Origin of the sequence: Spongiibacter tropicus DSM 19543 (genome assembly GCF_000420325.1) — a bacterium.
In the GTDB taxonomy this organism is placed as follows: Bacteria; Pseudomonadota; Gammaproteobacteria; order Pseudomonadales; family Spongiibacteraceae; genus Spongiibacter; species Spongiibacter tropicus.
Map to the genome: position 1 here is coordinate 1,105,682 of NZ_ATUS01000001.1, position 13,923 is coordinate 1,119,604.

The 13,923-nt window shown below is 58.9% G+C and carries 8 protein-coding genes; 4 read left to right on the forward strand and 4 right to left on the reverse strand.

Going from position 1 to position 13,923, the window contains the following annotated elements:
• Nucleotides 1–50 precede the first annotated feature (50 nt).
• From G411_RS0105270 to G411_RS0105285, 4 genes are all read right to left on the reverse strand, one after another.
• Nucleotides 51–2,243, reverse strand: coding sequence for a TonB-dependent receptor family protein (locus tag G411_RS0105270; RefSeq protein WP_028968163.1), 2,193 nt, complete (start codon nt 2,241–2,243; stop codon nt 51–53).
• Nucleotides 2,244–2,472: 229 nt separating this feature from the next.
• A complete protein-coding gene (gene grxD / locus G411_RS0105275) occupies nt 2,473–2,805 on the reverse strand; it encodes a Grx4 family monothiol glutaredoxin (protein ID WP_022958132.1) in 333 nt (110 codons plus the stop codon).
• Between the two features lie 98 nt (nt 2,806–2,903).
• A complete protein-coding gene (locus G411_RS0105280) occupies nt 2,904–4,442 on the reverse strand; it encodes a hydantoinase B/oxoprolinase family protein (RefSeq protein WP_022958133.1) in 1,539 nt (512 codons plus the stop codon).
• Nucleotides 4,443–4,556: 114 nt separating this feature from the next.
• Nucleotides 4,557–6,923, reverse strand: a complete 2,367-nt coding sequence (locus G411_RS0105285) for a TonB-dependent receptor (protein WP_022958134.1) — start codon at nt 6,921–6,923, stop codon at nt 4,557–4,559.
• A 369-nt stretch (nt 6,924–7,292) separates the two neighbouring features.
• On the opposite strand from G411_RS0105285, the gene G411_RS0105290 reads away from it, so the two are divergent.
• From G411_RS0105290 to G411_RS0105305, 4 genes are all read left to right on the forward strand, one after another.
• Complete coding sequence (locus tag G411_RS0105290) at nt 7,293–8,483, forward strand: aspartate aminotransferase family protein (RefSeq protein WP_022958135.1); 1,191 nt, start codon at nt 7,293–7,295, stop codon at nt 8,481–8,483.
• Nucleotides 8,484–8,519: 36 nt separating this feature from the next.
• Complete coding sequence (argF, locus tag G411_RS0105295; RefSeq protein ID WP_022958136.1) at nt 8,520–9,434, forward strand: ornithine carbamoyltransferase; 915 nt, start codon at nt 8,520–8,522, stop codon at nt 9,432–9,434.
• A gap of 61 nt (nt 9,435–9,495) precedes the next feature.
• Nucleotides 9,496–10,581, forward strand: coding sequence for an ABC transporter ATP-binding protein (locus G411_RS19435; protein WP_022958137.1), 1,086 nt, complete (start codon nt 9,496–9,498; stop codon nt 10,579–10,581).
• A gap of 391 nt (nt 10,582–10,972) precedes the next feature.
• On the forward strand, nt 10,973–13,840 hold the full coding sequence (locus G411_RS0105305; protein ID WP_022958138.1) for a ribonucleoside-diphosphate reductase subunit alpha: 2,868 nt from the start codon (nt 10,973–10,975) through the stop codon (nt 13,838–13,840).
• Nucleotides 13,841–13,923: the final 83 nt, after the last annotated feature.

Sequence of the window (13,923 nt, forward strand, 5' to 3'; positions counted from 1 at the left end):
CGAGGACGACAGACGTCACTCGGGCGTTTTTACCGAGAGGCAATACCTAATTAGAAGCGCACGCGGATACCGGCATAAGCGGTGCGCGGCAGATTCACACGCGCGCCCGCAGGGCTGCGAGAGACAATGGCCTGCTCATCGAGCAAGTTGTCGATGCGAGTGTATACCTCAACACCTTCAGCCACCGGCATACTGGCCGCCAAATCCACCGTCACATAGCTTTCGGTGCTGCGGTAACGCTGATCGACATTGCGCTCGCAAAGATTGTCCACACACATGTCATCAAGGTAAGTCGCAGACAGGTAGGCCTTCTTGCCATCCGACGCTTCAACCCCAACACTGACATTCAGCACGTTTTCGGGCAGATAAGGCAGATTGTCACCCTTCAAAACACTGCCCGTATCGGAGTCCTGGGTAACTTCAGCGTCGGTATAGGTGTAAGACACCGTCAGCGGGAACTGCAGCGACGGCGTCTCCGCCAACAGAGCCTGCAGGCTCACTTCCAGACCTTTGATTTCCGATTGCCCGAAGCTCTCTGTACCTGAGTCGGCGCCGTTGCTACAGGGGTTGGCAACGGAACAGTTATTAACCGTATTCTCGTAGTCAGAGAAGAACGCGATAACATCGGCGGAAAAACGCTCTGAGCGATAACGACCACCCATTTCGTAGTTCAAACTCTCCTCCGGACCTGTGCCGCGGGTTGCCCCGCCACCGGGAGGCGCAAAGCCCTCATGCACACCGGCCAGCAGTTGCCACTCGTCTGACAGCGCATAGGTGACGCCCAGACCTGCCATCACATCATCAACCGAATTCTTGCGCGTGCTGGCGATGGTATTGCGATCAAGATCGCCATAGCGGGCCTGCTTGGTATCAATATCTTCGCGACGCAGAGAAGCGGTGATATCGAGCTTGCCGATGGTCATGCGGTCGACCAGCCACAATGACAGGGCCTCCGCTTCGTCAACGCGGTTATCGCCAGAACCCGGCTGAATAACCGAGTCAAACTGGAGGCTGCCATTCACCTGGTTGTACACCGTGATTGGCTGGAAACGATCCACCTCATCTTCGTGGCGACGAATGCCCAGCACCCAGTCATGACTCACGCTGCCGGTCTCAGCATTGCCACTCAGCTCAAACTGAACGCCACGTCCGAAATACTCACGGGCATTGTCTTTAACCCGCACGTCGTTCGCATCTTGTGTGCCCTCGAGAATCCCCAAGGCAGTGGCATCACCGCTGTTAGCCTTGTCAATCAGCGAGCCGATGCTGTCTGCACCAACGCGATCCAACTTGAACCAGCTACGTTCGAAATCGTTGCGATACACCATACTGTTCAGTGCCAGCGACTCACTCAGCTCAATGCGATGACGCAGTACGACACCCGACTGCCGGGTATTCATCTGATCCTGCTCAGTCAGGCCATAGCGGCGGAATGGGTCGCGATCAAACTGCTCGTCGGTCACACCCAGATAGGTCGCGTTTGATTGTTCTTCGGTGTAGTTAACTTTTAAATCCAACTGCTGCGGGTAGGCACTGCCTTCAGCACTGCGCCAGCGCAGTTTGGCAACATAATCTTCTTTGTCGTAACCCGTGTCCCGGTTGGAGCGATCAATACTCTTGAAGCCCAGCGTTTCTTCCTGATAACTCTCCAGCAGGAAGCCCCAGCTACCCTCGGTGGCGCCATAATATACATGGGATTTTTGCGAGCTGTTCTCGCCGATTTCGACGTTGACAAAGCCTTCCGCCATATCGGGAATCGGCGTGGAAATCAGGTTGATGGCACCACCTACGGTAAACGGTCCGTGGCGCAGCAGGTCGGGGCCCTTCAGCACTTCAATGCCAGACATACGGCCGCTGGTGGGGAAATAATAAGCTTCGGGGGCGGCATAGGGTGCCGGCGCAATCAACACGCCATCTTCCATCAACGTGATCTTGCCGCTGCGACCACTGCCTGAGCCGCGAATACCAATATTGGCGCGCAACCCGTAACCGTCTTCCTCTTGAAAATACACCCCCGGTACCTGCCGCACCATGCGGTGGATATCGGTGTACTCAAACTTTTCCAGTTCCAACTCGTCAACGACATAAGCGGAGCCCGCGAGCTTATCGAGGCGCTCTCCAATGATCGTGACCTGCTCGACCTTGAGACTCTCCGGCGGCGTACCCTGTTTCTGCGTCGCCACATCGCCCAGAGATACCAGGGGCATGGCGGCAATCGCCACAGCTAGAGCTGTCTTTTTCACGTTACATTCTCCCAATCTCGAATATTCTTATCTGACATCCCTGCCGCTACGACACAACATCGCACCAAAGCGTCCTGAAGGCGGCGCAATATTAGCAAAGCCATAAATAAAAAGAACCATTCTTATTCTCAATTTCAGTACGGATACGCAATTTGTGAACTTGCGGAGCAGGCAGACATAAAAAAACCCGGCAGATGCCGGGTTTCTTGGGTTCCGAGTAAGGAAGCGATCAGCTTTGAGCAGCTTGTTGTGCCGCTGTTTCCTTAATCAGCGTTTGCAGCTCGCCGCTCTCGAACATCTCGCAGATAATGTCACAGCCGCCGATCAGCTCGCCGTTGATCCAGAGCTGAGGAAAGGTTGGCCAGTTAGCGTACTCGGGCAGCTTGGCGCGAATATCGGGGTTGGCAAGAATATCCACAAACGCGAAACGCTCACCACAGCCCATCAGCGCTTGAGAAGCACGCGCCGAAAAACCGCACTGAGGCTGGTTGGGCGACCCCTTCATGTAAATCAGGATGGGGTTGTTGTCGATCTGCTGTTTAATTGCGTCGAGAGTTTCCATTGATCACCTGCCGTGTCGGCGTCCGGCATACCGAAGAAAAGAAATGAAGGCCCGGACAATTTCAAGGCGGCTATTTTAGCAATGTCAGCACGGAAAAGTCATGCGCCTTCGCGGACCACACCCCAGCCCCCGCCCCCGGGTGTCGCAATACTGAGGCGATCGCCGGGCTGTGCCTGCGCGCTGACTTTGCCCGGCAAGACATTCCCGTTCAGCCGATTCTCGCCCGAGACTCCCGCTTCACCACCGTTCAAGCCCCAGGGCCGAACCCGCCGACGCTCGGTCAGCAGGGTAAAGCGCGCCGATGCGAGAAATTCAAACTCCCGAATCAAACCGTCGCCGCCGCGATGCTCCCCCGCACCGCCGCTGTGTCGCCGCAAAGCGTAACGCGTCACCCTCAAGGGGTAATGCATTTCCAGGCTTTCGATGGGCGTATTCAGCGTATTGGTCATATGGCACTGCACCGCGCTCAAGCCTTCGCCCTGACTGTGGCCGCCGCTGCCACCGGCCAGGGTTTCGTAATAGTGCCAGGGCTGGCCGTCCAGCGAGCCCATCGCCACATTATTCATACTGCCGTGAGCCGCCGCCGGAATCAGCTCAGGCACCGCCTGCGCCAGCGCGCCCAGCACCACATCGCAGGCACGCATGGATGTCTCCACGTTACCGGCAGCCACCGCTGCGGGCCGCCGGGCGTTGAGCAGCGAGCCTTCCGGCACCGCGAGTGTAATCGGACGAAAGAGCCCGGCGCAGACCGGCGCCTCCTCCGGCATCAGGCAGCGAAACGCGTAGTACACCGCCGCTGCCGCAACCGAGCGCGGACAGTTGATGTTGCCCTGCACCTGTGGCGCGGTGCCGCTGAAATCCACATGGGCGCGGCCGTCCGCCAGGCGCAGCGAGGCGCAGATCGGCAGGTCTTCGTGACCAAAGCCGTCATCGTCCATCACATCGGAAAAGTAAAATTCTCCAGCAGGCAATTCCCGCAGACGGTGCACAGACAGTTGCTCGGCGTAATCCTGAAGCTGCGACACCGCTACCTCGAAGGATAGCGGCAGCATCGACACCAGTTCTTCCAGTCGTTGCAGACCACAGCGATTCGCACTGAGCTGGGCGATGAAGTCGCCATGTTCAGAAGGGCCGAACCAGTCGTCCAGCAACTGCCGCTGCAATACGCCACCGCGCTGCAGCCGCGTGGGGGGAATCACCACGCCCTCTTCTTCCAGCGTCTGCGACAGCGGCATGGAGCCCGGCGTAGAGCCGCCAATATCCGCGTGATGTGCGCGATTGGCGATAAACGCCAGCAACTCGCCGTCGCGGAAATACGGCGCCACCACGGTCACATCCGGCAAGTGCGTGCCACCCAGGAAGGGATCGTTCAACACCAACATATCGCCCGGCGCCCAGTCACAGGCACCAACAATATCCGCCATGGCATAGGCCATGCTGCCCAGATGCACCGGAATATGGGCAGCCTGCGCGCACAGCTCGCCTCGCGCATCAAAGATAGCGCAGGAAAAATCCAGACGATCCTTGATATTCGGCGAAAATGCCGCCCGCTGAAGTACTGCCCCCATCTCTTCGCACACCGCCTCGAGTCGGCTGACAAACAGGCCCAACTGCACCGGATTCAGGGTTTCAGACATCACACGCTCACGTCATTACTGCGAAAGCGCCATTATCCCCAAACGGGGGCGCCGGTGAAACGCCGCGCAAAAAAATGGCCTCGCAGGGCCATCGTGAAGTTGTAACGGTTCGCATTAAAACCGGTAGCGCGCACTCAAGCCCACCGTACGGGGCTGATTGACGTGCTGCCCCACTCGCGCGTTCCCGCCACGCTCCAGATCCAGCGACAATTCGGCGCGCTCATTGGTGGCATTGCGCACGAAGAGCGCCACATCCCACTCATCGCGACTGGCTCCCAAGCGCAGGTTGACGATCTGGTAGCCGCCCTGCTCCCGGTCATACGTGTAGGTCGGCTGTGTCAGCGGTCCGCCCATACTCGGATACAGCGTAGCCACACCCTGCCCGCCATTTTCCTGATCCGCAATCTGGGTGTAGCGCGCCCCCACATTCTGGTAGGAGGCCGTCAGATAACCCTCCCACACGTCGAAAACCGGGAAGTAATAGGTCGCTGTAGCCGCCAGCTCAAACTTGGGTGCAGTCGGCAGTTCATTGCCCTCGCGCAAACCACCCACAATGGAAGTCACCCCACCGGCATCGGTAGAGGTCACATCTGAGTCGATTTCCGCACGCACGTAACTGGCCGATACGCCAAACTCGAAATTGCTCAGCGGCCGCACAGTCAACTCGACTTCCAGCCCCTGGCTGTGCGCCTCGGGCACGTTGTACACGATACGCGACGAGCAGGTCCCCGCATTCACCGTGGCTTGAAGGTCTTCAATGTCACTGTAGAACAGCGACGCGTTCAGAACCCCGGCGCCGCCGAACAGCGTCATTTTGCTGCCGATTTCATAATTGGTCAGCGTCTCGTCGTCAAAGGCATCGCGGCCACCAAAGGTGGCGGCATCCGCCGGGGTACACAGCGGCACATTCAGCGGGTCATTAATCCCGCCGAGACGGAAGCCCTGCGATACCTGCGCATTCAGCATAATATCGTCGTTGATATCGTGGCGGAGCATGATTCGGGGCGACACGCCGTCTGAGGAAACCTCGCCGGGCTGGTCGATCACCGTCGTGTTGTAAATGCCGTCAAAAGTCAGTTTGCGAGTTTCCTCATAATCGAAGAAGCGCGCTCCCAACACCACCATGGTTCGCTCGCTGAGATCGTAAGACAGCTCGCCAAATACCGCGTACTGCTCCAGCTCGTAGGGCACTTCCGAGAAATACAGTTCGTCTTCGCCAGCCCGCACCCCGGCAGACGGATTGCCAGTCAGCGCGGTGTAGCCCGCCACGTCCAGCACCTGGCTGTATTCCCGCTCGACCTCGCTGTAGAACACGCCCGCCACCCACTGCAACGGGCCATTCACACCGCTCAAGCGCAACTCCTGTGTGATGACCGTCGCGTCGGTACGGTCATAAAGCGGCGCATCCAGCGTGTAAACCGCTTCAGGCTCGCCCGACGAGCCGCCGAGGATGCTGCCATTCAGCGCCGAGGCATCGCGCACGACCAGCACTTCACGATCGGTATAGGACGTCACCGAGGTCAACGTCATAGCGTCGTTAATATCAATATTCGCGGTCAAATCCACCAGCAGGAAGTCATCCTCAAAGCTTTCCTCCAACTGGGTATATTGCTCGTAATCCCCAAAACTCACATTGGGGCGTGTGGTGGTATAGGGGTTGGCCAGTGCATTGTAATCGTCTTCGCGATTGAAGCCATCCATGTCGATGGACTGAAAAATCACCCGCGGCACAATGCTGACACGATCATTCGGCTGAAACGCCAAGGCAATACGTCCCCCGCTTCGGGTGCCTTCATTCACATCGTCCTTCACACTGCCATCGGGCTGGATCGCATCGATATATCCCGGATATTGCTGCGCATAAGCGACCATCCGCACGGCTGCCGTCTGGCTCAAGGGAATATTCAGATGGCCTTTTACACTGCCGCCCTCACTGCCCTCATCAACGGTTTCGGCGGCCAGCTGCACGGAGCCACTGGTCTCGACAAAATCCGGCTGATTGGTGATGTAACGCACCGTCCCCGACAGCGAGCCCGACCCAAACAGCGTGCCCTGCGGGCCACGCAACACCTCGACGCGGTTGATGTCGTAGAAATCCAGGTCGGGGGTGAACAGCGACATCGAAATCACTGACTCATCCACATACACCCCCACCTGCTCCTTCACCCCCGGCTGATCGCGCACAATCTGCCCGGCCGAAATGCCGCGAATCGATACCTGACTTTGACCGGGCCCCAGGTTCTGGATGGAAATCCCCGCCACATTGGTCGCCATGGACTCCAGATCGGTCGCGCCGCTCTGGGTCAATTTGCCCTCTGTCATGGCCGCGATGGAAAACGGCACATCCTGAAGGGTTTCCGACTGCTTACGCGCCGTGACAACAACTTCCTCAACCACATTGGTCTGCGACAAGGCCCAGGGGGCACTGCCAAGTATCGCCAGACTCAGTGCTGACCGGGTAAAGACCGAAGGTATATTCATGAGCTCCCCGCTACATTTAGAAATTATTATTTACTCGAAAAACATTGGCTTAGAGCATTCAAGCTCATCTACTTATAGCAAAGACTCCAGAATTTTCCTGCCGCACCGGCAAGCGGCCCCAATTCCCGCCCCAAAGCGCCTCTGCAGACAGCTCCCAGCCGCTGCGAAACACCACCGCAAGCAGCCACCAAAACCGCGCCAGCCGTGGAGTGCACCACGGCAAAGCACAACCACCATCAATTGTCGGCAACGCTGGAATTTACAAACGCTTCCTTATATGATTGATCCCTTATTTCGAGGGCAGCACTTGCTGCCTTTTTGCGTTTTAGCTTCCCGCATACAACGAGCGTGAACAGGAGAGCTGCTGTAATGACATTGCCTGCGCTGATGAACACCTATGGACGACTGCCCGTGAGCTTTGTGCGCGGCGAAGGTGTTCGACTGTTTGACGAGCAGGGCAAGGCCTACATTGACGGCATCAGCGGCATCGGCGTTAACGCCCTCGGCCACGCCCATCCGGCGGTGACCGAAGCAATCTGCAAACAGGCCGGCGAGCTGCTGCACACCTCCAATCTGTACAACGTGGTTCGCCAGCAAGAGCTGGCTGAAGCGCTGCGCGACGCCAGCGGCATGGACAATGTGTTTTTCGCCAACTCCGGCGCCGAAGGTAACGAAGCCGCGATCAAGCTGGCGCGGATGCACGGCCACAAGCGCGGCATTGAAGTGCCCCATGTCGTCGTGATGGAGCAGGCCTTCCACGGCCGGACCCTCGCCACGCTGACCGCGTCGGGCAATCGCAAAATTCAGGCGGGCTTCGAGCCGCTGGTGCGCGGCTTTACCCGTGCGCCCTACGGCGACCTGGAAGCCCTGGAAAACATCGCCAGAAACAACAGCAGTGTTGCGGCCGTTCTGCTCGAACCCCTTCAGGGCGAAGGCGGACTGAACCCGCTGCCCGCAGGCTTCCTCGGCAAGCTGCGTGAACTCTGCGACCGCTATGACTGGCTGTTGATGCTCGACGAAGTGCAGACGGGCAACGGCAGAACCGGCAAATACTTCTGCTTCCAGCATGAAGACGTGATCCCCGATGTGCTGGTCACCGCCAAAGGCCTGGGCAACGGTCTGCCGATTGGCGCCTGTCTGGCCCACGGCAAAGCCGCGTCACTGTTCCAGCCCGGTGCCCACGGCTCCACTTTCGGCGGCAACCCGCTGGCCTGCGCAGCCGGTCTGGTGGTGGTAAACACGCTGAACACACCGGAGATGCTGGCCCAGATCGCGGAAACCGGCGACTACCTGCAAAACGGTCTGCGCGAGCGCCTCGCTGGCGCCGAGCACGTTAAAGAAGTGCGCGGTCGCGGACTGATGATTGGTGTAGAGCTGGATCGCCCCTGCGGCAGTCTGGTAGCACAGGCACTGGAAAAAGGCCTGTTGATGAACGTGACGTCGGAGCGGGTCGTGCGCCTGCTGCCGCCGCTTATTATTAGCCGGCAGGATGTCGATGCGCTGCTCGATATCCTTTGCCCACTGATTCTTCAGTGGCCCGCCCACTCCGGCGCCGCCTGACGGCGCCGTTATATGCAGCAAAGGTAGAGCCGCCAAATGGCATTGAGACATTTCCTGACCCTTAACGACCTCAGCCCCGCCGAACTGGAACAACTGATCCAGCGCGCCATCGAACTGAAAGCCGACCACCGGGCCCGGCGCCCGAGCATCCAATTCCCGAACTACGTGCTGGGCATGGTGTTTGAAAAAGCCTCCACCCGTACCCGTATTTCCTTTGAAGCCGGCATGGCGCAACTGGGTGGCCACGCCATCTTCCTGTCGCCGCGCGATACCCAACTCGGCCGCGGCGAACCGACCGAGGACAGCGCGCGCGTTATCTCCTCAATGTGCGACATCGTGATGATTCGTACCTTCGAGCACAGCATCATTGAGAAATTTGCCGAGTACTCCAGCGTACCGGTCATCAACGCCCTGACCGATGACTACCACCCCTGCCAGTTGCTCGCCGATATTCAGACCTTTGTCGAGCACCGCGGCAGCATTCGCGGCAAACAGGTGGCCTGGGTAGGAGACGGCAATAATATGTGTCAGTCCTACATCAACGCCGCCATGCAGTTCGATTTCAAACTGAAGATTGCCTGCCCGGAAGACTTCGAACCCCGCGCCGAGCTGGTTGCCGCTGCCGGTGACCGCGTGGAAATCGTGCGCGATCCGGTTGAAGCCGCCACCGGCTCCGACCTGCTGGTTACCGATGTCTGGGCCTCTATGGGTCAGGAAGAAGAAAAGGCCGAGCGCCGCCGCAAACTGGCGGGCTACCAGATCAACAGCGCGCTGATGGCGCACGCCAATCCCGACGCACTGTACATGCACTGCCTGCCCGCCCACCGCGGCGAGGAAATCAGTGCCGAGCTGATGGACAGCCCGAAAACGGTGATCTGGGACGAAGCAGAGAACCGCCTGCATGCGCAGAAAGCGCTGATGGAATTCCTGCTCAACGAAGCGCAGGCCTGACACCCGGCCGCTGAACGCGATCCGGCGACGCCGGGTCGCCACACCGACACGAGATGTAACCGTGCTGCAAGTTCAGGATATTCAGTGTCGCTACGATGACACCAACGTCGTCAGCGATGTTCGCTTTCACGTCAATCAGGGCGACATCTGCAGCCTGCTCGGCCCCAGTGGCTGTGGCAAAACCACTATCCTGCGCGCCATTGCCGGCTTCCAGCCCCTGCATCGCGGTAAAATCCTGCTGAACGACCGCTGCCTGAGCGAACCCGGCCTGCAACTCACCCCCGAGCAACGCAACATCGGCATGGTGTTTCAGGACTACGCCCTGTTCCCACATCTGAATGTGTTCGACAACATCCGCTTTGGCCTGAGCAAGCTGTCGGCGGCCAAACAGCGCGAGCAGGTGCGGCGCATGTTGTCGCTGGTGCGGCTCGACGGGATTGAAGAACGCTTCCCTCACGAACTCTCCGGTGGTCAGCAACAGCGTATCGCCCTGGCCCGCGCCCTGGCACCCAGCCCGCAGTTGCTGTTAATGGATGAACCCTTTTCCAACCTCGACGCCGAGCTGCGCAAGCAACTCAGCGTGGAAGTGCGGGACATCCTCAAGGAGCTGGGCATCAGCGCCATTCTTGTCACCCACGACCAGCACGAAGCCTTTGCCTTCAGCGACCATGTCGGCCTGCTCTACCACGGCAAGCTGCAACAGTGGGACACCCCGTTCAACCTCTACCACGAACCCGCCAACCGCATCGTGGCCGACTTTATCGGCGAAGGCTGCTTTCTGCCCGGCATGATTGGCGACGAGTCCAACACGGTGAATACCGAGCTCGGCCCACTGATGGGTAACCGCGCCTATCCCTGGCCCAGCGGCACCCCGGTAGATGTGCTGTTGCGCCCCGACGATGTGGTACTGGCCGACATCGGCGGCCTGAGTGCGATCATCGAAAAGAAAGTGTTCTCCGGCAGCGCCACGATGTACACCCTTCGCCTGCCCACCGGCAGTCGCGTTGAAGCCCTGCTGCCCAGCCATCGCGACTACGAACTGGGCGAGAGTGTGCAGATCACCACCGAGCTGGAACACCTGATCGCCTTCGCTCAGGACAACATCGCCCCCACCGCAAAACCGGTGCACCGTAACAGCGCTATATAAATTTTTTTTCTTAGAAAAAATCCGTCTGGATGCACCACGGCGGGCACCAAAATCGGGCCGCCCAGCGCAAAAGCCCGTCCCATGCGGCTTACATCAAGCACCATTTTTTGCCCCCTGCTTACCCACATTTTATCCACAAGCTCCCCACAAGATACGGTGCTTGCACATCCCCAAAAACCGCATTATCTTGTAGCCCAATCCAGAAAAAACCCCATATATGGGAAACAGCGCAGAAACGGCACTACCACCCTCTGCGCCCTGAGATCAAGCTGTAAATAAAAACTTGTCCGATTTTCGACGGACACAAAGCCGTACAGCATCACGCAGACATCCGTTTTTCTGCGGCACCACCAACAAACCGTTTCGCCACAGCACAGCAGGGGCCACCACTATGCAAACCAGCCAAGAAAACCATGCCAGCAGCAACCCGCCGCCCGCATCGCCGCAACAGGATGAACTCAGCGCGACGGCGCCGGGTCAGCTTCGCGTTATCAAACGCAACGGCTCGGTCGTCAGCTACACCGACGACAAGATCAGCGTGGCCATCACCAAGGCATTTCTGGCTGTAGAAGGTGGCAACGCCGCCGCCTCCACCCGCATTCACGAAACCGTGGCCAAACTGACCGATCAGGTGACGGCCACGTTCAAGCGCCGTATGCCTACCGGCGGCACTATTCATATTGAAGAGATTCAGGATCAGGTCGAGCTGGCCCTGATGCGCAGCGGCGAGCATAAAATCGCCCGCGCCTACGTGATCTACCGCGCGGCCCGCGCCGAAGAACGCGCCCAGCTCAGCCCCGAAGTGGCCGAGAAAACCCACCCCAGCATCAAGGTAAAACGCGCTGATGGCAGCGAAGTGCCACTGGATCTGGGCCGTCTGGAGTTTATCGTCAACGAAGCCTGCGAAGGTCTGGCCGATGTGTCAGCACAGGCCGTATTGGACGAAGCGCTGAAAAGCCTGTTCGACGGCGTCTCTGAGAACGAGGTCAACACCTCGCTGGTGATCGCCGCCCGCGCCATGGTGGAAAAAGAGCACAACTACAGCCTGGTCACCGCCCGCCTGCTGCTGGACAAACTGCGCGCCGAAGCCCTGAGCTTCCTAGGTGTGGCCGACAGCGCCACCCAGCACGACATGAGCGTGTACTACCCCAAAGCGCTGCCAGCCTACATCGCCAAAGGTGTTGAACTGGAACTGCTGTCTCCCGAACTGAGCAGCTACGACCTCGACTCACTGGGCGCCGCCCTCAAGCCCGAGCGCGACCACCAGTTCCACTACCTCGGCCTGCAGACGCTGTACGACCGCTACTTCATTCACAGCAATGACGTGCGCATCGAACTGCCGCAAATCTTCTTCATGCGTGTCGCCATGGGTCTGGCCATGCGCGAAGACAACAAGACCGAGCGCGCCATCGAGTTCTACAACCTGCTCAGCTCCTTCGACTACATGAGCTCCACGCCGACCCTGTTCAACGCCGGCACCCTGCGTCCCCAACTGTCGAGCTGCTACCTGACGACCGTGCCCGACGACCTGCACGGCATTTACGGCGCGATTCAAGACAACGCCATGCTGTCGAAATTCGCTGGCGGTCTGGGCAACGACTGGACCCCCGTGCGCGGACTGGGCGCCTACATTAAAGGCACCAACGGCAAATCACAGGGCGTGGTGCCCTTCCTGAAAGTGGTCAACGACACCGCCGTGGCCGTTAACCAGGGCGGCAAGCGCAAAGGCGCGGTCTGTGCCTATCTCGAAACCTGGCACATGGACATCGAGGAATTCCTCGAGCTGCGCAAGAACACCGGTGACGATCGCCGCCGTACCCACGACATGAACACCGCGAACTGGATTCCCGACCTGTTCATGAAGCGTGTGTTTGAAGACGGCGAGTGGACGCTGTTCTCGCCCAACAATGTACCCGATCTGCACGACCTCTACGGCAAGGCTTTTGAAGAGCGCTACAACCAGTACGAAGAGATGACCCGCAACGGCGAACTCAAGCTGTACAAGCGCGTGAAAGCGGCCGACCTGTGGCGCAAAATCCTGTCGATGCTGTTCGAAACCGGCCACCCGTGGATCACCTTCAAAGATCCCTGCAACCTGCGTAGCCCGCAGCAGCACACCGGTGTCGTGCACTCGTCCAACCTGTGTACCGAGATCACGCTCAACACCAGCAAAGACGAAATTGCCGTGTGTAACCTCGGCTCGGTCAACCTCGCCCAGCACATTGTGGACGGCGAGCTGAACCTGCCCAAGCTGGAGAAAACCATCAAGACGGCCGTACGCATGCTCGATAACGTTATCGACATCAACTACTACAGCGTGCAGCAGGCCGAGAACTCCAACTTCAAGCACCGCCCGGTAGGTCTGGGCCTGATGGGCTTCCAGGACGCACTGTACAAGCAGCACATCGCCTACTCGTCTGATGACGCGGTAGCATTTGCCGACCGTTCAATGGAAGCGATCAGCTACTACGCCATCAAAGCCTCCAGCGACCTCGCCGTCGAGCGCGGCAGCTACCAGAGCTACGAAGGTTCACTGTGGAGCCGTGGCATTCTGCCCATCGACTCGGTGAAAATTCTGATCGAAGAGCGCGGCGCCGACTACATTGAAGTCGACCAGAGCCAGACCCTCGACTGGGACAGCCTGCGCGCCACCGTGCAAAGCCAGGGTATGCGCAACTCCAATGTTATGGCGATTGCGCCCACGGCCACTATCGCCAACATCACCGGCGTCTCGCAGTCTATCGAGCCCACGTACCAGAACCTGTACGTGAAATCGAACCTGTCCGGCGAATTCACCGTGGTGAACCCCTATCTGGTCAAAGACCTGAAAGCCCGCGGCCTGTGGGACGCAGTAATGGTCAACGACCTGAAATACTACGAGGGCTCGGTACAGAAAATCGACCGCATCCCCGACGACCTGAAAGCCATGTACGCCACCGCCTTTGAAGTGGAGCCACGCTGGCTGGTCGACTCTGCCAGCCGTCGCCAGAAATGGCTGGATCAGGCGCAGTCGCTCAACCTGTACATCGCCGGCGCCTCCGGTAAAAAGCTGGACATCACCTACCGCATGGCATGGTTCCGTGGCCTGAAAACCACCTACTACCTCCGTGCGCTGGCCGCCAGCTCCACCGAGAAATCCACGGTGAGCCAAGGCTCCATGAACAAGGTCTCGGCCAACGCGGGCAACAGCGAGCCACAGGCCGCACCCGTACCGCAAGCCTGCTCACTGGATGATCCAGATTGCGAGGCCTGCCAGTAAAACACTCGGGGCGCCGCCGTGCGCCCCACGCTTCTGCACACATTTTTATAACGCCCTGATCGGGTGAAAGACATTATCGAGGT

Bases quoted from the DNA above. Each gene is read 5' to 3' on its own strand.
- grxD (WP_022958132.1), bottom strand. From the start codon at position 2,805: ATGGAAACTCTCGACGCAATTAAACAGCAGATCGACAACAACCCCATC.
- G411_RS0105285 (WP_022958134.1), bottom strand. From the start codon at position 6,923: ATGAATATACCTTCGGTCTTTACCCGGTCAGCACTGAGTCTGGCGATA.
- G411_RS0105305 (WP_022958138.1), top strand. From the start codon at position 10,973: ATGCAAACCAGCCAAGAAAACCATGCCAGCAGCAACCCGCCGCCCGCA.
- G411_RS0105290 (WP_022958135.1), top strand. From the start codon at position 7,293: ATGACATTGCCTGCGCTGATGAACACCTATGGACGACTGCCCGTGAGC.
- G411_RS0105280 (WP_022958133.1), bottom strand. From the start codon at position 4,442: ATGTCTGAAACCCTGAATCCGGTGCAGTTGGGCCTGTTTGTCAGCCGA.
- argF (WP_022958136.1), top strand. From the start codon at position 8,520: ATGGCATTGAGACATTTCCTGACCCTTAACGACCTCAGCCCCGCCGAA.